A 20,838-nucleotide genomic window follows, 5' to 3' on the forward strand; every position below is an offset into this window, starting at 1 on the left:
CCCCGGCGTCAAGGCATAGTAGCGAAAGCCATATAGAACGCGACATATAGCGCAGGCGCGGGGAGGGGGCGGAGGCGCGCGCGCATCGAATCGGGCTCGGGAAGCCCGAGGCCGCATCTTGAGGATTCCCGCGTTGTCATCGTGTGAGCCAGCCTTCTGGACAAGCGGCTTCGAGGGGCTAACCATGCTTCGGGGGCCTTGGTATGCGCGAGAGTTCAATCTGCGATCGCGCAACAAGCGGAGTGATGAAGCGATGCCGGGCATACGAGCGCTTTTGCGGAAGATCCTGAGATGGCCGGATGAGCGGGGAAGCGTTGCGCTTCAGGTGGCGCTGACGATTGTCGTCATCCTCGGCATGGTTTCCCTGGGCGTGGAAGTCACATCGGTGCTCCTGACGCAGCGGAGGATGCAGACGGCCGCCGACTCGGCCGCCGTGGCCGGTGCGACGGCGCTCGGTGCCAGCGAGAACGTGACGCTGGCGGCCGATGCGGTCGCGGCCGCGAACGGCTTTACCAATGGCGTGAACGGCGCGACTGTCACTGTCAACAACCCGCCACTCACCGGCACCCATACGGCCAATAGCGGCGCCGTGGAGGTGATCGTCAAGCAGCCGCAGACCCTGCCAATCGCGTCACTGATCTATAGCGGCACCTGGATCCCGGCCGCGCGGGCCGTCGCGCTTTCCGGCAGCAGCGCAAGCTATTGCGCCCTCCAGCTCGACACAAGCTCCACCACAGGCGTCCTCATCAGCAATGGTGCGTCCGTCAACATGAGCCAATGCGGGCTGGGGGCGAACGCCACGGGCAGCACGGCGGTAACGGTGAATGGCGGTGCCAAGCTCACGGCGAGCACGGTGTCGGTGAGCGGCACCACAACCGTCAACAATGGTGGCCACATCAGCGTCACCAATGGAATCAAGACCAACCAGCCGGCGATGGCCGACCCCTATGCCAGTGTCAATGTTCCGACCTATTCCGGATGCACTCTCTATCAGCCGGGCTGGACGACCAGCCTGACGCTCTCTCCCGGCGTCTATTGCGGTGGAATGAACATCGCCAACGGCATTCCGAACGTGGTGATGAATCCGGGCGTGTACATCATTAAAGGCGGCACATTTACGCTCGGCGGCGGCATCAAGATCACGGGCAGCGGCGTCACGATCGTGCTGACCGGCAGCGGCAGCAATTACGCCACAGCGAATATCGGCAATGGCGTCACTGTCACACTGAGCGCGCCGACCTCCGGCACCATGGCCGGCCTGCTCTTCTATCAGGATCGTAATGCGCCCAATTCGGGCAGCAATATCCTTCAGGGCGGCGCGGCCATGAGCTTGAGCGGCGCGCTCTATTTCCCGTCGCAAAAGCTCATCATGAACAATGGTGCGAAGACCGCCGCCACCTGTACGCAGCTTGTGGCCTGGCGTCTCGAATTTCAGGGAGGCGCGACCCTCAACAACAGTTGCACCGGCACGGGCGTCAAGCCTATCGGCCAGTCTTCCTCCAAGCTGGTGGAATAGGCGGGCTAGCCGGACGCCAACACCCGTTATTCGGCTGGTAAGGATCCGCGTTTAAAACGGAAGGGCGGACAGGCGGGAGATCGCGGGATCGTCATGGCATCACCTATCAGCACGGCCTTCGGCGTCTCGCTGAGGGATCTCGATATCCTGATTGTCGACGACAACGCGCAGATGCACACCCTGCTGCGGACAATTCTGCGCGGCTTCGGCATTGCCGAGATCAGGCAGGCGAGGGACGGTACGGCGGGACTGGCCCAAATCGCCGAGCGGGCGCCGACGCTCATCATCTCGGACTGGGAAATGGCCCCCATGAATGGTGGCGAATTCCTGCGCCGCTTGCGGCGGGTGGGGGGTGAGCCCTCCTGCTTCGTGCCCGTGATCGTGCTGACGGCCCATGCCTCGCGCGACATCATCGAGGAGGCCTTCAACCAGGGGGCGACGCAGCTTCTGGTGAAGCCGGTGACGCCCGCCAACCTGTTGCAGCGGATCAGCTGGGTGCTGGAGGATGACCGTCCTTTCGAGCAGGCCGGTGACATCTGGCGGCAAGAGATGCAGCTGGGCGGCGCAAGCAAGCCGAAGCCCAGCCCGGAGGTTCGGCCCGCCTCAGCCGTCTGGGCCGTCGATTGAGGCCCAGGGGGCCTAAAACACCCGCAAATCCCCGACAAGACTGGACCATCGCGCGGGCCGGTGCCATATTCGGCCCGCTTTCTGCTCGAGCGGAATCGCCCGTCTCCGGCGGGCAAACAATGATGGTTGACCGCGTCCGCCGCGGTCCTGTGACGGTGATTTCATGGGTCTCTTCTCCGAAATCTTCATCTGGTGGCAAGGCCAGACGATGGGCACGCGCTTCTACACCTGGAAGAAGGGCCGTCTGGTCGGGACCGACAGTCAGGGCAACCGCTATTTCGAGGCCAAGGACGGCGCCCGCGTCGGCGGCTATCCGCGCCGCTGGGTGCTCTATAACGGTCTGGCCGAAGCCTCCCGCGTACCGCCGGAGTGGCATGGCTGGCTGCACAACACGGTCGACGTGCCGCCGACCGCCGAGGAATATACGGCCAAACCCTGGCAGCAGGCGCACAGGCCCAACATGACGGGCACGCCGCTCGCCTACAGGCCGAAGGGCAGCATCATGCGTGGCGGTCAGCGTCCCAAGGCGACGGGCGACTACGAGCCCTGGCGCCCCGAGTGAGCGGCGGTGCCGTGCAAGTTTCGAACGCACTCCTGAAGTGAACCCCGGACGGGATTAGAGGATGACATGCAAAGCAATCTCGTCGAGACGCTGATCGGCGCTATCGTGGTCGTCATCGCCGGCGTCTTTCTGTTCTACGGCTATTCGAGCTCCGGTATGCGCAGCACGGCTGGCTACCACGTCAAGGCCGAGTTCGACCGCGTGGACGGGCTCGCCAATGGCAGCGACGTGCGCCTGTCCGGCATCAAGATCGGCACCGTGGTGGGGCAGAAGATCGACCCGTCGAACTATCAGGCGGTCGTGATGCTGAGCCTCGCGCCGGATGTGAAGATTCCGGACGACTCGAGCGCGAAGATCACCAGCGAGGGCCTTCTCGGCTCCAACTATATTTCGGTGACGCCCGGTGGCAGCCCGGATTACCTCAAGGACGGTAGCGAGATTCAGTTCACGCAAGGCTCGGTGGACCTGATGGGCCTCATCAGCCAGGCGATCTTCTCGACCACTGGCGGCAAGGAGGGCGACAAGAAGTCGTCCGGCGCCGCTCCCGCGAAATAGGCGTGGCCTTGCGCAAGTTCATTCGCATCATCGTTGCGGCCTCGCTCGTTGCCGGTTTTGCTGGCGGCGCGCTTGCCGATCCCTATCCGGTCGCGGTTTTCAGCGGCCTCGACAAGACGACGGCCCGGGTGACGAAGTTCAGCGCCGAGATCGGCAAGCCCACGCGCTTCGGGGCGTTGGAAGTGACGGTCAGGGCTTGCGACAAGAAGCCCCCCGAGGAGCAGCCGCGCACGACGGCCTATGTCGAGATCCGGCAGATCAACGAGGAGAAGAACGAGGTCATTCAGGCCCCGATCTTCAAGGGCTGGATGTTTGCGGAGAACCCGGGCCTCAACGCGCTCGAGCACCCCGTTTATGACGTGTGGCTCAACACCTGCAAAACTTCTTCCGGGCCTGCGTCGAGCGGCAACCGGTAGAAGTCGGCCTCTTCCAGCGTCGCCAGATGCAGGCGCGCGCGATATATGTCGCGCGGAATTTCAATCGTCCCGAACTGCTTCAGATGCTCCGTCACGAATTGCGTGTCGAGGAGCTTGTAGCCGCCCGCGATGAGGCGCGCGATAAGATAGACGAGGGCGACCTTGCTCGCATCCGTCTCCCTGCTGAACATGCTTTCGCCGAAAAAGGCAGCGCCCAGAGAGACGCCGTAAAGACCGCCGACCAGTCGGCCACTCTGCCAGCATTCGACGGAATGGGCGTTGCCGCGCGCGAAAAGCTCGCCATAGAGGTCGAGGATGCGGTCGTTGATCCAGGTACCTTCTCGGTCGGGCGCGGACTCCGCGCAAGCCAGCATGACGCCGCGAAAACTCGTGTCGATGCGGACCTCGAAGGGGGCCGAGCGGACAGTGCGCTTCAGGCGGCGTGGCAGGTGGAAACCGTCGAGCGGGAGAATGCCGCGGCGTTCCGGGTCGATCCAGTATAGCTCCGGATCGTCGCGCGACTCCGCCATGGGGAAGACCCCATAGGCATAGGCACGCAGCAGCACATCCGCATCAACATTACTCATGCCGGTTTTCCGCTTGGGCGCGCATTCGCAGGTGTGCGCCCAATGAACGCATGCAAGACGTCAGGATTTCGCTTTGAGATAATTCTCAAGCCAATGGATGTGATAGTCGCCGTTGATGAAGTCAGGCTCGTTTACGAGGTCCTGAAAGAGCGGGATCGTCGTCTTGATCCCGTCGATCACGAATTCATGCAGCGAGCGGCGCAGACGCATCAGGCATTCGTTGCGATTGCGCCCATGCACGACCAGCTTGCCGATGAGGCTGTCGTAATAGGGCGGTATACGATAGCCGGCATAGGCCGCGGAGTCGACGCGGACGCCGAGGCCGCCCGGCGTGTGGAAGCCGGTGATGCGTCCCGGAGAGGGCGTGAAGGTTGCCGGATCTTCGGCATTGATGCGGCACTCGATGGCGTGGCCGGAGAACGTCACGTCGTCCTGCGTGAAGCTCATTTCGAGGCCGGCGGCGATGCGGATCTGCTCGCGCACGATGTCGATGCCGGTGATGGCTTCGGTGATCGGATGTTCGACCTGAAGGCGCGTGTTCATTTCGATGAAATAGAACTCGCCGTCTTCATAGAGGAACTCGATCGTGCCGACGCCGAGATAACCGAGCTTGGCGATGGCGTTGCGAACAATGTCGCCGATCTTCTGACGCTGCTCCGCGTTGAGCGCGGGCGAGGGGCACTCTTCCAGCACCTTCTGGTGGCGACGCTGAAGCGAGCAATCGCGTTCGCCGAGATGGGCGACATTGCCATGCGCGTCGGCAATGACCTGCATCTCGATATGGCGCGGCTGGCCCAGATATTTTTCCATGTAGAGGGCGTCGTCGCCGAAGGCGGCCTTTGCTTCGGCGCGGGCCGTGGAGAGCGCGCCTGAAAGCTCGTCGCGCGAGCGGGCGACCTTCATGCCGCGTCCGCCGCCGCCGGCCGCCGCCTTCACGAGCACGGGATAGCCCGTCTCCTCGGCGACCTTGTAGGCTTCTTCGTCGGTCGTGATGGCACCGTCGGAACCCGGCACGCAGGGTATGCCGAGCGAGCGGGCCGTGACCTTCGCCTGGATCTTGTCGCCCATGAGGCGGATGTGATCGGCGGTGGGTCCGATGAAGGTGATGCCATGGGCCGCGAGAATATCGGCGAAGCGCGCATTCTCGGAGAGGAAGCCATAGCCGGGATGCACCGCGTCGGCGCCGGTGATCTCGCAAGCCGAGATGATCGCCGGAATGTTCAGATAGCTTTCGCTTGCAGGCGCGGGGCCGATGCAGACGCTCTCATTGGCGAGACGCACATGCATCGCGTCGGCATCCGCCGTCGAATGGACGGCGACCGTCTTGATACCCATTTCGCGACAGGCGCGGTGGATGCGGAGCGCGATCTCGCCACGGTTCGCGATGAGGACTTTTTCGAACATTGCCGTTCCGGCCTATTCGATGATGACGAGGGGTTCGCCGAACTCGACCGGCTGGCCGTCCTCGACGAGGATCTTGGTCACCGTGCCTGCGCGCTGCGCCGGGATGTGGTTCATGGTCTTCATCGCTTCGATGATGAGAACCGTCTGACCGGCGGTGACCTTGGAGCCGACCGTCACGAAGGGCGCGGCGCCCGGCTCGGCGGCGAGATAGGCGGTGCCGACCATGGGCGAGGTGAGGGCGCCCGGATGCGTGGCGTCGCTCGCAGGCGCGGCGGCCGCGGGCGCCGCTGCCGGAGCGGAAGCCGCGTGATGCGCGACGGGGATCGTCACCTGGCTCACTTGCCGCGCGACGCGCAGCTTCAGCGAGCCGGTTTCGATTTCGATTTCGCTGAGGTCGGTCTCCTTCAGGAGGGCCGCCAGCTGCCGGATCAACTCCTGATCGACGCCTGCTTTGCTCATCTCGCTTGCATTACTCTCTGGTGCTTTGGCTGAGGACTGGGCTGCTTTGGGTGCCGTTTGGCGGGGTGCGGCCAATGTCGGAAATCCTATTTTGAAATGTCGGCGAGGATCGCCTCGAGGGCAAGCTCATATCCCTTCACGCCAAGACCGCAGATGAGACCCGTGGCAACGGAGGAGATGTGCGAGTGATGCCGGAAGCTCTCGCGCTTGTAGATGTTCGAGATGTGAACCTCGATCACCGGGATGTCGAGCATCGCCAACGCGTCGTGGATGGCGATCGAAGTGTGCGAATAGGCGCCCGCATTGATGATGACGCCGCCCGCCATCGTCCGCGCCTCCTGGATCCAGGTGACGAGGTCGCCTTCATTGTTGCTCTGGAGGCAAAGGACCGAGGCGCCCAGCGACCTGGCGCGGGCAGCGAGCGACTTCTCGACGTCGGCAAGCGTCGCGCGGCCATAAATCTCCGGTTCCCGCTGTCCGAGCAGGTTGAGATTTGGGCCGTTCAGCACATAGATCGGCTTCGTTGCGATCGGCTTTGCGGCAGGTTTTGTAGCCCGTTTGGCCATTTTCGTCCCGGGTCCCGGCTGGCGGAATTATCTGGGGGAAAGGGGCAGGAATGTGTCCATCTCAAGCCCCTCGCGCCCCTGTCCCCGATTCGAGGCGGTCCAGTTATACGCAAGTCCCGTAATGGGCGAAAGGCTTTAACCCGCTTTGCCGCGCCGCTTGAATTGGGAGGTCCGCTCACCCATTATCCCGGCCAGCAAGAGGGCCGGGTGCCCCTGCGGAACCCCCAAAGCGCCTCCCGACTGGGACGTAACGAGACCGGCATGCAGTTAACCATCAATGGTGATATTCACGAGGCCCAGGCGCCGCTGACGGTGCTGGGGCTGATCGAGCGCTTCGGGCTCGATCCGCGCAAGGTCGCCATCGAGCGCAATTTCGAAATCGTGCCGCGCTCGGTCTATGGCGAAACGCAGCTCGCGGATGGCGACCGGCTGGAGATCGTTCATTTTGTCGGCGGCGGTTGAGCCGCTTGCCAGGAGATATCAGGTGACTGAAACGGCGAAGATCGACGCGGCTGAGACGGCCGGCGACGACAGCATCACCATCGCAGGCCGCACCTACAGGTCGCGGCTCATCGTGGGCACGGGCAAATACAAGGATCTGGCGCAGAACGCCGCCGCCGTCGAGGCGGCAGGCGCGGAGATCGTCACTGTTGCCGTGCGCCGCGTGAACGTGACGAACCCCAAGGAGCCGATGCTGGTCGACTATATCGACCCGAAGAAGGTGACCTATCTGCCGAATACGGCGGGCTGCTACACGGCGGAAGACGCGGTGCGCACGCTGCGCCTCGCGCGTGAGGCGGGCGGCTGGAACCTTGTGAAGCTCGAAGTGCTGGGCGACCAGAAGACGCTCTATCCCGACATGATCGAGACGCTGCGGGCAGCGGAAGCGCTCATCAAGGACGGCTTCGAGGTGATGGTCTATTGCACCGACGATCCGATCATGGCGAAGAAGCTGGAGGAGCTTGGCTGCTGCGCGATCATGCCGCTCGCAGCCCCCATCGGTTCGGGCCTCGGCATCCAGAATCCGATCAATATCCGCCTCATCATCGAGCAGGCGAAAGTGCCCGTGCTGGTCGATGCGGGCGTGGGCACTGCATCCGATGCAGCGATCGCCATGGAACTCGGCTGCGATGGCGTGTTGATGAATACGGCGATTGCGGAGGCGAAAGACCCGATCCGCATGGCGCGGGCGATGAAGCTCGCGGTGGAGGCGGGACGGCTTGCCTATCTCGCCGGACGCATGCCCAAGAAGAAATATGCCGATCCGTCCTCGCCGCTGTCTGGCCTGATCTGAGGCTGGCCGACCCGGGGCGTTGCCCTGGATCGGCCCACGGTCTCAGCAGTTCGCGCCGCAGGTCTCCCGCGCATCCTTGATGGCGGCGACGAGTTCGTCCTTATCGAGCGCGCCGGCGATGAGCTTGCCGCCGATGATGAAGCCCGGTGTGCCCTTGATGGCGAGCGCATCGGCGAGCTCGTAATTGCGCGTGATGAGCTTCTTGATCTTCGCGTCGTTCATGTCGCGCTTCAGGCGCGCGGTGTCGAGCCCGACATCGGCGGCGGCCTGCATGATGGCTTCGTCGGTAAGCTGTCCCTTATGGTGGAACAGCGCCTGATGGAACTCGAAATACTTGCCCTGCTTCATTGAGGCGACGGCGGCGCGCGTGGCCGTGACCGACTCTTCGCCGAGAATGGGGAATTCCTTCAGCACAAGGCGGATATTCCCGTCCTTCTTCAGCGTATCCATCAAGGGGCCGAAGCTGCGCTTGCAGTAGCCGCACTGATAGTCGAAGAACTCGACGATGGTGACGTCGCCCTTGGGGTTGCCCGCGACGTAGCTGTCGGCATCGTTGAAAATCGCAGCCCGGTTCGCGGCGATGGCGCCGTCCTGCTTCTGGCGGTCGGAAGCTGCCTGCTTCTTGTCGAGTTCCTGCATCGCCTCGATCAGCACTTCGGGGTGCTTGAGGAGATAGTCATGCACGATCTTCTCGATGTCGCCCGTCTGTTCGGCGCTGAAGCTGCGGTCTTGCGTCGTGGGCGTTCCGGCAGTCGCGGCGCCGGCAAGGCCGAGGGCCGCAAGGGCCAGCGCGGCCATTGTGGCAAGGGTCGTGATAACAGAGCGACGCATACTCATCCTTCTTCCTGCATGAGATCCTGGGCCCGGAGCCATTCGGGCGAGCCTTGTTTCAAATGTTTCTGCGCGACGGCGGCATGGCCGCGCGCGTCGCGCATCTCGCCGATCGACTCGTAGTACTCGGCGGTCGAGAGTTCAGCCATGCCTATATTGTTCAACCGGCCATAGGCAATGGCGAGCTGGAAAAAGGTCGTCGGATTTTCAGGATCGCGTTTGACCGAATCCTGCAGGTAGCCGAGCGCCTCCTTGTCATAGGCGGGTTTCTCCGCCGCGAGGAGCGCCTGACCAAGCTCAAGCTGAAGCTGCGGCTCGTCCGGATTGAGCGACAGCGCCTTGCGGTAAGGCTCGATGGAATCGGGAACCTTGCCGCCTTCGAACAATACCTGGCCCTTGAGTTCCCAGAGATAGGGATTGCTGGCCTCCTTCTGGAGCAGGGGAGCAAGCTCCGCCAGCGACTTATCGTTGTCGCCATTCTTGTGATAGGCGATCGAGCGCGCGTAGCGAGCATAGTCGCTCTGATCGGACTCGGGATAGCGGCGGAAGGTTACCACCGGGTCATCGACAAAGCCGTTGAGCTTCGCCTGCACCATCTTCAGCTGATGCACCCGTTCCGGCGAGTCGGTCCTCGAGTAGAAGGGCGAGGCCTTCACCCGTTCCTCAAGCGCGGCGAGGCGCTCTTCCGAGATGGGGTGACTACGGATGAAAGGATCCTGCTGGGTCGTGGACAGAGCTTCCTGATCGCGGAACTTGGAGAAAAGGTCGAGCATGCCCTTGCCGGAGATGCCCGCCTTCTGGAGATAGGTCGCGCCCGCCTGGTCGGCGCTGCCTTCCTGCTGGCGGCTATAGGCGAGGACCGAGCGTTGGGAGACCTGCGCGCCGCCCGTGATGATTGCCATGCCTGCGTCGCCCGCGCCGGCCGCCATGGCGCCGACGCCAAGGATCATGGACGCGATCATGGGCATGCTCAGCTTGTCCATGGCCTCCGTGCCGCGCACCAGATGGCCGCCGGCCATGTGGCCGGTTTCATGCGCAATGACGCCGGTGAGTTCGAGGGGCGTGTCGACCTGGGTGATGAGGCCGGTATTGAGGAAGAGGCGCTGGCCGGCGGCCACGAAGGCATTGATCGTATCGTCCTGCACCAGATAGACGCGTACCGACGAAGGGTTCAGGCCTGCGGCGCGCCAGATCGGCAGCGCATATTCGCGCACCATGTTTTCCGTCTCGGCGTCGCGGACGAGCGAAATTCCGTCCGCCAGGGCGGGCGAGACGCCTGAAAAGGCGAGCAGAGCGGAGAGGCAGAAGGCGCCTGCTGCTTTGGCCGCGTATCTAATCGACATTTACTGGCTTTTCCATCGTCTGCGGCATAGTGCCGGCCGCTTCGAAAATTTGCCGAAATCGGGTCCGGCGCGATCGTTCGGTCCTTCGGCATGCTCCGCGTTTGAGGTTCCGGGCCGGAAATGGGCGTTGAAACCCTCACGCGGGGCGACTAAACGGTAGGGGTCAGTGATAGACCCGTCAATCGAGCTCCAGACTATCTTCTTGAACGCTCCGAACATGCCGTTTCCTGCGCTTTGCGAGAGCAAGAAAAGCCGGGATTGAGGCCAAATTGTGAACAGGCCGGAGACGGCCAAATGGGGAGGACAGCGTGCGCCATAATTGGTCTAACAAGGTCCGGTCGAGCCGGAGCCGGATGACAGCCCGAGTGCTGCCTTTCCTCGGACATGCGGTTCTTGCCGGCTCGCTCGCGGCCTGTTCGTCGACTGGCCTCAGCGGCGAGGCGCCGCTCGGGGCGACGGTGACCAACAGCAGCATCGAGACCAAGTATCAGCGCGATGACGTGGCCGGCAAGAAGCTCGCCATGGACACGTCCGATTCGACCTTTGCGGGCGCGGTGGTGGCCGACGAGCCGACGGCGGCGCTCATCGGGCGTAATGCGCTCGAAAAGGGCGGCAATGCAGCCGATGCGGCGACAGCGCTTTATTTCGCGCTTTCTGTGACCTATCCGGCGGCGGCCGGGCTTGGCGGCGGTGGCGTATGCCTCGCGCGGGCCGCGGACAAGCCGACGGTCGAAACCATTTCCTTCCTGCCGCGCCAGCCCATCAGCGGCGGGCCCGTCGCCGTTCCTGGCAATGTGCGCGGCTTCGCGCTGCTGCAGGCAAAATATGGTTCGAAATCCTGGAGCGAACTCATTTCGCCTGCTGAGCGCCTCGCGGCGACAGGCTTCCCGGTGTCGCGGGCCACGGGCAGGCAGCTGACCGATGGCGGACTGGCATTTGCCAACTCGGCGGATCTGCGCCGCTTGTTCACCGCCGATGGCGAGCGCGGCTATCGCGAACTCGACACTTTCGCCCAGGTGAATCTTGCGACGACGCTCGCGCATATTCGCAGCAAGGGCGCTCCCGGCTTCTACACCGGTGAGACCGCTCGCCAGTTGATCGAGCAGGCGCGCACGAAGGGCGGGGCGCTGTCGCAGGCGGACCTGACCAACTATCGCGCCGATGTGGCGCCCGCGCAGCAGATTCAGGCGGGCGATGCGTTCGTCGCGCTTCCGGCTCAGTCGCTCGGCGCCGGCGTTTTCTCCGGCGCGCTCTGGAACGCTGTCCTGGGCAGGTCTGACGCGGCGGGGCTGACGGATGCCGCGGACAAGACGGCACTTTCTCTCGGTTCTCCGAACATGTCGCTGGACCGCGATTTCGGCACGACATCCTTCGCCGTCGTCGACGCCAAGGGCGGGGCGGTCGCCTGCTCGGTGACGCTGAATGGCGCCTTCGGCTCGGGCCGGGCAGCGGAGGCCGCGGGCGTCGTCTTCGCCTCGTCGCCTGCGGTCCCGCGGGGTATTGCCTCGAACCTGCTGACGCCGGTGATGATCATCAACCCGAATAACAAAAACCTCTATTTTGCGGGTGCTGGCGGCGGTGCGCCAAAGGGCGCGGCGGCCATCCTGCACACCGCGCAGGCAGCACTGGCAGACGGCAATACGGCGCTGCCCGCCCTGCAGGCGAGTCCGGCTGACGCGCGCTCGCCCGCTTCGGCGATCATCTGCCCCACCGGCCTGCCGTCGGGCGTCTGCACGATGGGCGTCGGCCCGAAGAGCGACGGCGTCGGCTTCGGCGCTGTGCGCTCAGGGTCCTGAGCTTTCGTCTGATGGCTGACGCGCCAGAGATTTCGAAGCGCAGCGATGTCGCGCCCTTCATCGCGATGGATGTGATGCGGGACGCGACCGCGCTTGAAAGCGCGGGCGGTAGGCGCGTCATGCATCTCGAAGTGGGTCAGCCATCGACGCAAGCGCCGCTCGCCGTGCGCGAGGCGGCGGCGCGGGCGCTCGAGGCCGACCGTCTGGGGTATACCGATGCGCTGGGGCTGCTGTCGCTTCGCCGGCGCATCGCCCGGCACTATGGCGACGCCCACGGGCTCGACATTGCACCCGACCGAGTGGTGGTGACGGCGGGCTCGTCTGGCGGTTTCATCCTCGCCTTTCTTGCCTGCTTCGATGCCGGTGCGCGGGTTGCGATTTCGGAGCCCGGCTATCCGGCCTATCGCAACATTCTTCTGGCGCTGGGCCTCACGCCTGTCGGCATTCCCGTGGGGCCCAAGACGCGCTGGTCGCTGACGCCGGAGCTGATCGATGACGCCGAGCGCCGCCATGGCCGCATCGCGGGTGCGCTGGTGGCAAGCCCCGCCAATCCGACCGGCACGATGATGACGCCTGCCGCGCTTGCCGAGCTTTCAGCTGCTTGCGAGGCCGCAAGGACGCTGGTTCATCTCCGACGAGATTTATCACGGCATCGTCTTTGGCGCGGAGACGGCGACTGCGCTTTCGTCTTGCGCCGATGCTGTCGTCGTCAACAGCTTCTCGAAATATTACTGCATGACGGGCTGGCGGCTCGGCTGGCTGGTCGTGCCGGAGCGGCTGGTGCGCCCGCTGGAACGACTGGCGCAAAACCTTTTCATCGCGCCATTATCGGTGGCGCAGGTGGCAGGCGCCGCGGCTTTCGATGCGACCGGAGAGCTCGACGCCAATGTCGCGCGCTATGCGGCGAACCGGGCACTGTTGCTCACCGAATTGCCCAAAGCAGGCTTCGACAGTTTCGCGCCTGCGGATGGGGCCTTTTATCTCTATGCGGATGTTCGCAAGCTCACCAATGACAGCGCCGAATTCTGTCATCGCATGCTGCATGAGGCGGGCGTCGCGGCGACGCCGGGCCTCGATTTCGATCCGGAGCGGGGCAGGCAGAGCATTCGCCTGTCATTCGCCGGCTCGATGGCGGATATGGAAGAGGCAGTAGAGCGGCTGAAGCGCTGGCTGGCCTGAGCCGCCAGCGCTTCGCCATTTTCAATCAGTCAGCAGAGCTGCGGCGCTGCCACCAGCCCCGACGGGCAGGGCCCTGCGGCTTTTCGGGCTCGGGGGCCTTTTTGGTTTCGGCCGCGGGCGCGGAGGTTTCGACGACCGGCTGCGCTTCTTCGATCACAGCAGCTTCTTCGACCACCGGAATTTCCTCGACGATCGGCGCTTCCGCGTACTCGACCGGCGTTGCCGCTTCCATCTTCTCGGTCGCGGGCTGAGCTTCTTCGGCGCGGGCGATTTCCATCGGCACCGGGTCCGCCGCGGCTACCGCCTGTTCGACTTCTTCGGTCGCTACATGCGCAGCTTCCTCGCGGACGATATCATCGCGCGAATAGGAGAGCAGGATCGGCGCTTCCTCGGCGGGCTCGCTGGCCTCGGAAGCCTCGGCGCTTTCGGCTGCACCCTCGGCGCCGCCTTCCTCGCGACCGCGATTACGGCGGCCGCCGCGGCGGCCACGACGCCTGCGCTTGCGCTGACGCTCCGCCTCACCAGCCTCGTCGCCAGCTTCCGCGCCGGCAGTTTCCTCGGCCTGGTCTTCGTCCTCGTCGCCTTCTTCGCCTTCGGGCGCTTCACCTTCGGCGCGAGCTTCGCCCTGTGCGGGTTGGCCGGCCTGGGCTTCAGTGCCTTCCTCGTCGCGACGGCCACCGCCACGACGCCTGCGACGACGACGCTTGCGGCGCGGACCTTCCTCATCGCCTTCCTCGCCACGGCGTTCTCGTGGCTGGGCGGAGGCTTCTTCTTCTTCCTCTTCGTCTTCCTCGACGACGGGCTCCTCGATAACGGGCTCCGGTTCTTCCGTATAGGCCGTTTCGATGTTGATCGCGCCGATCGCGGGCCGCGTCCGCGTCAGGGCGCGGGCTTCGGCATGTTCGACGCGATGGTCGGAACCCTTCAGCGACGCATCCGCCTCGACATAGACCGAGGTGCCGTAACGCTCCTCGATGTCGAGCAGGTTGGCGCGCTTCTGGTTGAGGATGTAGACGGCGACCTCGACCGGAACCTTCAGCGTGAAGGCGGCGGCGCGGCCCTTGGCGGCTTCGGCTTCGACGCCGCGCAGCACATGGAGCGCCATCGACTCGACAGAGCGGACGAGGCCGGTGCCGAGGCAATGCTGGCACTGAACGGTCGAACCTTCGAGCACGCCGGAGCGCATGCGCTGGCGCGACATTTCGAGCAGGCCGAAATGGCTGATGCGGCCCACCTGAATGCGGGCGCGATCGGTCTTCAGGCAATCCTTGAGCTTGCGCTCGACCGCGCGGTTGTTGCGGTTCTCGTCCATGTCGATGAAGTCGATGACGATGAGGCCCGCAAGGTCGCGCAGACGCATCTGGCGCGCGATTTCTTCCGCCGCTTCGAGATTGGTCCTGAGCGCCGTCTGCTCGATGTTGCGCTCTTTCGTCGAGCGGCCCGAGTTGACGTCGATGGAGACGAGGGCTTCCGTCGGATTGATGACGACATAGCCGCCGGACTTCAGCGTCACGACCGGGTTGAACATCGAGTCGAGCTGCTGCTCGACCTGATACTTCTGGAAAAGCGGAATCTTTTCCTTGTACTGCTGAACATTCTTCGCATGGCTCGGCATGAGCATGCGCATGAAGTTCTTGGCTTCCTTGTAGCCTTCGTCGCCTTCGACGAAGACGGCATCGATGTCCTTGTCGTAGAGATCGCGGATCGAACGCTTGATCAGGCTGCCTTCCTCATAGACGAGGGCAGGGGCCGTGGAGCGCAGCGTCAGCTCGCGCACGCTTTCCCACATACGGAGCAGATATTCGTAGTCGCGCTTGATCTCCGCCTTGGTGCGCTTCGCGCCCGCCGTGCGGACGATGAGGCCCATGCCCTCCGGCACATCGAGGGACTCGGCGATCGACTTCAGCTTCTTGCGGTCCGCAGCCTGCGTGATCTTGCGGGAGATGCCGCCGCCGCGCGCCGTGTTGGGCATGAGCACGCAATAGCGGCCGGCGAGCGAAAGGAACGTGGTGAGCGCCGCACCCTTGTTGCCGCGCTCCTCCTTGACGACCTGCACCAGCATGATCTGACGGCGCTTCACGACTTCCTGAATCTTGTAGTTGCGGAAGTTGTGGCGCTGCTTGCGGGGCTGGGCTTCTTCCTGCGCTTCCTCAAGCACATCGCCGGCGCCGATCGACTCGATCGTCTCGTCGGAATGGACGGTTTCCATCTCGCCGCGCTCGATCGGCGCATTGGCCGATTCCTCGTCGCCATGCGGAGCATCGTCGTGATGCTCATCAACGGTGCGCGTTTCGGAATTATTGGCTTCGGCAGCGACGGCCTCGCCCTGTTCGGCGGCGGGCTGCTCGCCCTCACCGTCGTGATCTTCTTCCTCGGCCTCGCGGCGCGCGGCGGCTGCCTGATGCTTCAACAGCGCTTCGCGATCCGCGACAGGGATCTGGTAGTAGTCGGGATGGATTTCGCTGAAGGCGAGGAAGCCGTGACGGTTGCCGCCATATTCGACAAAAGCCGCCTGCAGCGAAGGCTCTACGCGCGTGATTTTCGCGAGGTAGATGTTTCCGCGAAGCTGCTTTCTTGCCTCGGACTCGAAATCGAACTCTTCAACACGTTGGCCGCTCACGACCACAACCCGAGTTTCCTCGGGGTGGGTCGCGTCGATAAGCATCTTGTTTGCCATTGAGCAAATCTCCGGGGCGCTGGCCGCCACGCAAAGCAAGGCGCAAATTCATGCGGCCGAGCGGGCGCGGGCGAGCGCCGATTGTGTGAACCCGGCTGGCCGCAACCACATGGATCATGGGCGCGGTGATAAGGCCGGTTTTGTACTGTGATGAGCAGGCGGCGAGCACGGCCGGCGCAGCAAGACGGGGCGCAGTAAATTCGCTTGTGAAGCGAACCTTTCCGGCCTGTGCGTCTTCCATCTGCGTGATTGCGTCGTGCATCTCAACCTTCGGTGCCCCCTTATGCGCCGGGGGCGGGCGGAAATCGTCGTGACCGTCTCGATTCCAGTGGAAAGCGAGAGGTGGGACGAGCGTCAAACTCGCTCGGGCGGTCTGGCGTCGTGGTCTGCCAGGGAGCCTGAGGCAAGGCGAACCCAAGAATGCCGCACCGCCTTCTTGTCACGGGGGCAGAGGTTCGCCGTATCTCCAGGCTCATCGGACCAGGTGGAGCCGGTATCGAAAGCACCGGACACCCCAGGGGAAAGCCAAACCGGCTAGCCTTTGTCTTGTACTTTGCGCGGTCCTGATTTGGCAAGCGATGGCTTGGCGGTGCTTGAGTCAAGATTTGTCACAGCCTGTACCAAGGCCCGGCCGCTACACTCCATTAACCAGCCTAGTCATTGAGAAATCGTGAAGTTTTCCGGTCGGGTAATGGTTTATAAAGTATTCTGGCCAGAATAGATTAGGTCGGTATCTGATTCATGATCGGCGGGGATATAAGCCCGGCCGAGGGAACGGGCCGCGTATCGGGCGGTTGCTGTATATTATGTTGAATAGTGGGCAGGTGGCCGCTTCACTGCGGTCAGGTAGAGGGAGGGTGCCAAGGGCGCCCGTTTCTGCGCTGGTCCTTCTGTCGCTTGTTCTCGCCGGATGCCTGCCCGCCGGGTCCGCCAAGGCCGAAAAGGGCGCTCTAGGAACGCTCCCGGCGGCCTCCTCACAATCCGGTCGCCCCGAAGGCGTCAATGAGGCGGCGCTGCCGGCTCCCGCCTCGTCGCTCCCCGATGACGACCGCGCCGCGCTTGATGCCGAAGGTGGGCATTCGCCCGCGCCGGGAAACGGGGCGGCCATTTCCAGCATCCGCATCGGCGATCGCGGGGCGGAGACGCGCTTTGTCGTCGAACTCGGCGGCGCAGAGCCGGTGAACTATCGGGTCTTCACGCTTGCCGACCCCTACAGGGTGATTATCGATTTTCCGAAGCTGCGCTCCAGCCTGCCTGCCGATGTAGACAGAAAGGGGCGGGGCCTCATTGCCGGCTATCGCTATGGCAAGTTTCAGGACGAGCGCTTCCGCGTGGTGATCGACGCGACCGGGCCTGTGTCGGTTGCGCGCAATTTCATTCTGGAGCCGCAGGGTGGTTTCGGGCGGCGCGTGGTCATTGATCTCGCGGCGACGGACCGGGAGAGCTTCATCAAAACGGCTGAAAGGCCGGGGGCCGATCTGGGGCCGGTTTCGTCCGGTCCGGCTCCATCGACGGGGGCGGTGGGCAGCGCCGCATCTGTGGCGCCGACGCCAGCCTCGTCCGCCGTCGTGCCCGTGACACCGCCCGCGCGGCATGAACGCCGCCGCATCATTGTCCTCGATCCGGGACATGGCGGCGTCGATCCGGGTACGCATGGCTTGAGAAGCGGCGTCGTCGAAAAAGATGTCGTGCTGGCCTTCGCCAAGGAGTTGGCGAAGCGTCTGCGCGCGACAGGGCGATATGAAGTTCACCTGACGCGCGACAAGGACATCTTCATTCCGCTGCGCGAGCGGGTGCAGATCGGGCGGCGCTACAAGGCGGACCTCTTCATCTCCATCCACGCGGATTCGATCGCCAAGTCCGATGTGAAGGGCATGTCGGTCTACACGCTCTCCGAAAAGGCTTCGGACAAGGAAGCGGCGGAGCTCGCGCGTAAGGAAAACCTGTCCGACGCAATCGCTGGGATCGACTTCAAGGGCGAGTCGCCGGAGGTCACGGGCATTCTGATCGATCTCGCCCAGCGCGAGACCAAGAACTATTCGGTACGTTTCGCCAAATCCGTCGTGGACTATGCGAGGAAGGCGACCTACCTCCTTGAGCCGACACACCGCTTTGCGGGCTTTGTCGTGCTGAAGGCGCCGGACGTGCCTTCAGTACTGGTTGAGCTCGGTTTTCTCACCAATGCCACGGAAGAGAAGCGCCTGACCTCGCCGAAATGGCGGACGACGGTTTCCAATGCTTTCGTGCGGGCGGTGGACCGCTATTTCGGCGACAGGCTGGCCGAAGGGCCGAATTAGGCCCGCTCGCGTCGCGAGTCTGCCACAATTGCGACCTAGACCACGACCGGCAAAGCCGCCGGTTAACTATGCGGCAGAGATTGGCGGGTAGTTTCCCGTAATGGGACCGTGCTATGTGTGGCGGCGGTTTTGGCCCTTCCGCCGGTCTAATGCCTAGGCGGCACCAATAGAGAAAGATGGGGGCAGCTGAGCCCGATGTTGAGAGTTCTCAAAGTCTTATCCGCGCTCTTTCTGGTCGCCGTCGCGGGCGTGGCTCTCGTCGCCGGTTACGTGCTCTGGCAGATGAATATCGAACTGCCCGACTATTCCAAGCTCGCCAATTACGAGCCGCCGGTGATGACACGCGTTCATGCAGGCGACGGCGAGCTCATTGCGGAGTATGCCCGCGAGCGGCGCATATATGTTCCGATCAGCGCGATCCCCAAGCGCGTGATCCAGGCCTTCCTCGCCGCCGAAGACAAGAATTTCTATACGCATAGCGGCGTCGATCCGATGGGCATCATGCGTGCCATGGTGGATAACGTCTTCAATGTGCTGAACGACCGCCGCCTCGTCGGGGCATCGACCATCACGCAGCAGGTGGCGCGCAACTTCCTTCTGACGCGCGACCGCAACGCGCAGCGCAAGATCACGGAAATCCTGCTCTCGCTACGGATGGAAAAGGCCTATTCGAAAGAAAAGATTCTCGAACTCTATCTGAACGAAATCTATCTCGGGACCGGCAGCTACGGCATTGCCGCCGCGGCGCTGAACTATTTCGACAAGCCGCTCGACCAGCTCTCGGTCGCCGAGGTTGCCTATCTCGCGTCGCTGCCGAAGGGCCCTGAAAACTACAATCCCTATACGCATCGCGATCGCGCCATCGCCCGCCGCAACTGGGTGATAGGCCGGATGGAAGAGGACGGTTTCGTTACGCCGGAAGATGCGAAGGCCGCCCAGGCGGAGCCCTTCAGGACGGTGCAGCGGCCGGTGGGCGTGCAGCTCGTCGATGCCTCCTATTTCGTCGAGGAAGTGCGGCGCGAACTCTATTCGCAGTTCGGCGAGCAGAAGCTCTATGAGGGCGGACTGTCGGTTCGCACCACCATCGATACGCATCTCCAGGCGATCGTCCGCCGCTCGCTGCGCAAGGGTCTCGTCGATTACGACCAGCGCCACGGCTATCGCGGACCGGTCGCCAGCCTGAAGCCCGGTGAGAACTGGCAGGAAGCGCTGGAGAAGCAGAAATTCGCCGAAGATCTCGCGCCCTGGACGCTGGGCGTCGTGCTCGACCTCTCGCCGACAGCGGTGAAGATCGGCCTGCGGCCCGAGAAGCTGCCGAACGGCAAGTTCTCGACTGACGTGAAGACTGGCACCATTGCCTTTGCCGACATGAGCTGGGCGCGCAAGTCGATCAAGGATGTCTATCTTGGGCCCGTCCTGAAACAGCCTTCGGATGCGCTTGCCATCGGCGATGTGATCTATGTCGAACGCCTGGCAGCGAAGGGCGCGGGCGCCTATGCGCTGCGCCAGGTACCTGCCGTCAACGGCTCGGTGATCGCGATGGACCCGCATACGGGCCGCGTGCTCGCCATGCAGGGCGGCTTCAGCTTCGACCAGAGCGAGTTCAATCGCGCGACGCAGGCGTTGCGTCAGCCGGGCTCGTCCTTCAAGCCCTTCGTCTATGCGGCCGCGCTCGACAGTGGTTTCACGCCATCAAGCCTTGTTCTCGACGCGCCTTTCGTCATGGATCAGGGGCCGGGCCTCGGTCTCTGGAAGCCCGAGAACTATGAAAAGGATTTCTTTGGACCTTCGACGCTTCGCTTCGGTCTGGAGCATTCGCGCAACGTCATGACGGTCCGCCTCGCGCAGGCGATCGGCATGGACAAGGTCGCCGAATACGCGCACCGCTTCGGCGTCATCGACAACATGCAACCTGTGCTCGCCATGTCGCTCGGCGCGGGCGAGACGACCCTGATGCGTCTCGCTGCGGCCTATTCGACCTTTGATAATGGCGGCAAGAAGGTGAAACCGACGCTCATCGACCGCGTACAGGACCGCTGGGGCCGCACCATCTACAAGTCCGACAATCGGCCTTGCCCCGATTGCAATGCCGACTGGACGAACCAGGCGCCGCCGGAGCTGCCCGACGACCGGGAGCAGATCGAGAGCCCGCAGACGGCCTATCAGATCACGTCGATGCTCGAGGGCGTCGTGCAACGTGGTACGGGCTCTGCCGTCAAGGCCGTGGGCGTGCCGCTCGCGGGCAAGACCGGCACGTCGAGCGACGAGCGCGACGCATGGTTCATGGGCTATTCGCCCCATCTCGTCGTCGGCGTCTTCGTCGGCTACGATACGCCAGCCCCACTGGGGCGCGCCGAAACGGGCGGGCGTACCGCCGCGCCGGTTTTCCGCGACATCATGCAGGCAGAGATCGGCGGCGAACCCGCCATCCCGTTCCGCATTCCGCCCGGCATCAGTCTCGTGAAGGTCGATCACAAGACGGGCCAGCTCGCCACGTCGAGCGATCCCGATGTGATCCTTGAAGCATTCAAGGAAGGAACGGAGCCTCAGGCGTCATCGAACTCCTCCCTGAATGTCGTCACCGGAACTCCGGTAACGGGCACCGATGGCGGAACGCTCGGCGCGCCCGCGAGTTCGGGCGGCGGCGCGATCGATTCAGGAACGGGCGGCCTCTATTGAGTTTCAGCGGCTTCACATGCCACGGGTTTACACCCGGATATGTTCGGCCT

General features: G+C 63.6%; 18 protein-coding genes and 1 pseudogene. 12 read left to right on the top strand and 7 right to left on the bottom strand.

Features of this window, described 5'->3' with window-relative positions; genetic code table 11:
- The first annotated feature begins 253 nt into the window (after nucleotides 1-253).
- The 5 genes from F2P47_RS08275 (at nucleotide 254) to F2P47_RS08295 (ending at nucleotide 3,676) form a co-directional block, all read left to right on the top strand.
- The gene (locus F2P47_RS08275; RefSeq protein ID WP_185681018.1) at nucleotides 254-1,516 is read left to right on the top strand and encodes a TadE/TadG family type IV pilus assembly protein; all 1,263 of its coding nucleotides are present in this window, start codon (nucleotides 254-256) and stop codon (nucleotides 1,514-1,516) included.
- Nucleotides 1,517-1,609: 93 nt separating this feature from the next.
- The gene (locus F2P47_RS08280) at nucleotides 1,610-2,143 is read left to right on the top strand and encodes a response regulator (protein WP_152215881.1); all 534 of its coding nucleotides are present in this window, start codon (nucleotides 1,610-1,612) and stop codon (nucleotides 2,141-2,143) included.
- A 163-nt stretch (nucleotides 2,144-2,306) separates the two neighbouring features.
- Nucleotides 2,307-2,705, top strand: coding sequence for an NADH:ubiquinone oxidoreductase subunit NDUFA12 (locus F2P47_RS08285; RefSeq protein ID WP_152215882.1), 399 nt, complete (start codon nucleotides 2,307-2,309; stop codon nucleotides 2,703-2,705).
- 66 nt (nucleotides 2,706-2,771) lie between these two features.
- Nucleotides 2,772-3,260: an outer membrane lipid asymmetry maintenance protein MlaD gene (mlaD, locus tag F2P47_RS08290; RefSeq protein ID WP_152215883.1), complete on the top strand. Its 489-nt coding sequence runs from the start codon at nucleotides 2,772-2,774 to the stop codon at nucleotides 3,258-3,260.
- 2 nt (nucleotides 3,261-3,262) lie between these two features.
- Nucleotides 3,263-3,676 (top strand): DUF2155 domain-containing protein, encoded by a 414-nt coding sequence (locus F2P47_RS08295; RefSeq protein WP_246176804.1) that lies wholly within the window; start codon nucleotides 3,263-3,265, stop codon nucleotides 3,674-3,676.
- On the opposite strand, the gene aat is transcribed toward F2P47_RS08295, so the two are convergent.
- The 4 genes from aat to aroQ all read right to left on the bottom strand — a co-directional run bounded on the left by aat (nucleotide 3,613) and on the right by aroQ (nucleotide 6,692).
- Nucleotides 3,613-4,263 (bottom strand): leucyl/phenylalanyl-tRNA--protein transferase, encoded by a 651-nt coding sequence (gene aat / locus F2P47_RS08300; protein WP_152215884.1) that lies wholly within the window; start codon nucleotides 4,261-4,263, stop codon nucleotides 3,613-3,615. The genes F2P47_RS08295 and aat overlap by 64 nt on opposite strands.
- A 60-nt stretch (nucleotides 4,264-4,323) precedes the next feature.
- Nucleotides 4,324-5,667 carry an acetyl-CoA carboxylase biotin carboxylase subunit gene (accC, locus tag F2P47_RS08305; RefSeq protein ID WP_185681019.1) on the bottom strand — a complete coding sequence of 448 codons (1,344 nt, stop codon included), beginning with the start codon at nucleotides 5,665-5,667 and terminating at the stop codon, nucleotides 4,324-4,326.
- 12 nt (nucleotides 5,668-5,679) lie between these two features.
- Complete coding sequence (gene accB / locus F2P47_RS17670) at nucleotides 5,680-6,126, bottom strand: acetyl-CoA carboxylase biotin carboxyl carrier protein (RefSeq protein ID WP_185681020.1); 447 nt, start codon at nucleotides 6,124-6,126, stop codon at nucleotides 5,680-5,682.
- Between the two features lie 86 nt (nucleotides 6,127-6,212).
- Nucleotides 6,213-6,692 (bottom strand): type II 3-dehydroquinate dehydratase, encoded by a 480-nt coding sequence (gene aroQ / locus F2P47_RS08310; protein ID WP_152215885.1) that lies wholly within the window; start codon nucleotides 6,690-6,692, stop codon nucleotides 6,213-6,215.
- 261 nt (nucleotides 6,693-6,953) lie between these two features.
- Between aroQ and thiS the strand changes: the two genes are divergently transcribed.
- On the top strand, nucleotides 6,954-7,154 hold the full coding sequence (thiS, locus tag F2P47_RS08315) for a sulfur carrier protein ThiS (RefSeq protein ID WP_152215886.1): 201 nt from the start codon (nucleotides 6,954-6,956) through the stop codon (nucleotides 7,152-7,154).
- Between the two features lie 22 nt (nucleotides 7,155-7,176).
- Nucleotides 7,177-7,986 (top strand): thiazole synthase, encoded by an 810-nt coding sequence (locus tag F2P47_RS08320; RefSeq protein ID WP_281349281.1) that lies wholly within the window; start codon nucleotides 7,177-7,179, stop codon nucleotides 7,984-7,986.
- Nucleotides 7,987-8,028: 42 nt separating this feature from the next.
- Here F2P47_RS08320 and F2P47_RS08325 read toward each other — a convergent pair whose 3' ends face one another.
- Entirely contained in the window at nucleotides 8,029-8,817 is a 789-nt protein-coding gene (locus F2P47_RS08325; RefSeq protein WP_185681021.1) for a DsbA family protein, read from the bottom strand.
- Between the two features lie 2 nt (nucleotides 8,818-8,819).
- Entirely contained in the window at nucleotides 8,820-10,160 is a 1,341-nt protein-coding gene (locus F2P47_RS08330) for a M48 family metalloprotease (protein WP_152215888.1), read from the bottom strand.
- Between the two features lie 353 nt (nucleotides 10,161-10,513).
- Between F2P47_RS08330 and F2P47_RS08335 the strand changes: the two genes are divergently transcribed.
- Both F2P47_RS08335 and F2P47_RS08340 read left to right on the top strand, forming a co-directional pair.
- Nucleotides 10,514-11,956 (top strand): gamma-glutamyltransferase, encoded by a 1,443-nt coding sequence (locus tag F2P47_RS08335; RefSeq protein WP_185681022.1) that lies wholly within the window; start codon nucleotides 10,514-10,516, stop codon nucleotides 11,954-11,956.
- An 11-nt stretch (nucleotides 11,957-11,967) separates the two neighbouring features.
- Nucleotides 11,968-13,135, top strand: a pseudogene (locus tag F2P47_RS08340) (pyridoxal phosphate-dependent aminotransferase).
- Between the two features lie 25 nt (nucleotides 13,136-13,160).
- On the opposite strand, the gene F2P47_RS08345 reads toward F2P47_RS08340, so the two are convergent.
- Complete coding sequence (locus F2P47_RS08345; protein WP_152215890.1) at nucleotides 13,161-15,812, bottom strand: Rne/Rng family ribonuclease; 2,652 nt, start codon at nucleotides 15,810-15,812, stop codon at nucleotides 13,161-13,163.
- Here F2P47_RS08345 and F2P47_RS17675 point away from each other — a divergent pair.
- From F2P47_RS17675 to F2P47_RS08355, 3 genes are all read left to right on the top strand, one after another.
- Entirely contained in the window at nucleotides 15,802-15,963 is a 162-nt protein-coding gene (locus F2P47_RS17675) for a hypothetical protein (protein ID WP_185681023.1), read from the top strand. The genes F2P47_RS08345 and F2P47_RS17675 overlap by 11 nt on opposite strands.
- A 706-nt stretch (nucleotides 15,964-16,669) precedes the next feature.
- Nucleotides 16,670-18,109, top strand: coding sequence for an N-acetylmuramoyl-L-alanine amidase (locus F2P47_RS08350; RefSeq protein WP_185681024.1), 1,440 nt, complete (start codon nucleotides 16,670-16,672; stop codon nucleotides 18,107-18,109).
- A 195-nt stretch (nucleotides 18,110-18,304) separates the two neighbouring features.
- On the top strand, nucleotides 18,305-20,788 hold the full coding sequence (locus F2P47_RS08355) for a penicillin-binding protein 1A (protein ID WP_152215892.1): 2,484 nt from the start codon (nucleotides 18,305-18,307) through the stop codon (nucleotides 20,786-20,788).
- Nucleotides 20,789-20,838 lie beyond the last annotated feature (50 nt).

The sequence above is a fragment of the Parvibaculum sedimenti genome, assembly GCF_009184905.1.
GTDB lineage: Bacteria > Pseudomonadota > Alphaproteobacteria > Parvibaculales > Parvibaculaceae > Parvibaculum > Parvibaculum sedimenti.

Bases quoted from the DNA above. Each gene is read 5' to 3' on its own strand.
- F2P47_RS08275 (WP_185681018.1), top strand. From the start codon at position 254: ATGCCGGGCATACGAGCGCTTTTGCGGAAGATCCTGAGATGGCCGGAT.
- F2P47_RS08280 (WP_152215881.1), top strand. From the start codon at position 1,610: ATGGCATCACCTATCAGCACGGCCTTCGGCGTCTCGCTGAGGGATCTC.
- F2P47_RS08285 (WP_152215882.1), top strand. From the start codon at position 2,307: ATGGGTCTCTTCTCCGAAATCTTCATCTGGTGGCAAGGCCAGACGATG.
- mlaD (WP_152215883.1), top strand. From the start codon at position 2,772: ATGCAAAGCAATCTCGTCGAGACGCTGATCGGCGCTATCGTGGTCGTC.
- aat (WP_152215884.1), bottom strand. From the start codon at position 4,263: ATGAGTAATGTTGATGCGGATGTGCTGCTGCGTGCCTATGCCTATGGG.
- accC (WP_185681019.1), bottom strand. From the start codon at position 5,667: ATGTTCGAAAAAGTCCTCATCGCGAACCGTGGCGAGATCGCGCTCCGC.
- accB (WP_185681020.1), bottom strand. From the start codon at position 6,126: ATGAGCAAAGCAGGCGTCGATCAGGAGTTGATCCGGCAGCTGGCGGCC.
- aroQ (WP_152215885.1), bottom strand. From the start codon at position 6,692: ATGGCCAAACGGGCTACAAAACCTGCCGCAAAGCCGATCGCAACGAAG.
- thiS (WP_152215886.1), top strand. From the start codon at position 6,954: ATGCAGTTAACCATCAATGGTGATATTCACGAGGCCCAGGCGCCGCTG.
- F2P47_RS08325 (WP_185681021.1), bottom strand. From the start codon at position 8,817: ATGCGTCGCTCTGTTATCACGACCCTTGCCACAATGGCCGCGCTGGCC.
- F2P47_RS08330 (WP_152215888.1), bottom strand. From the start codon at position 10,160: ATGTCGATTAGATACGCGGCCAAAGCAGCAGGCGCCTTCTGCCTCTCC.
- F2P47_RS08335 (WP_185681022.1), top strand. From the start codon at position 10,514: ATGACAGCCCGAGTGCTGCCTTTCCTCGGACATGCGGTTCTTGCCGGC.
- F2P47_RS08345 (WP_152215890.1), bottom strand. From the start codon at position 15,812: ATGGCAAACAAGATGCTTATCGACGCGACCCACCCCGAGGAAACTCGG.
- F2P47_RS08355 (WP_152215892.1), top strand. From the start codon at position 18,305: ATGTTGAGAGTTCTCAAAGTCTTATCCGCGCTCTTTCTGGTCGCCGTC.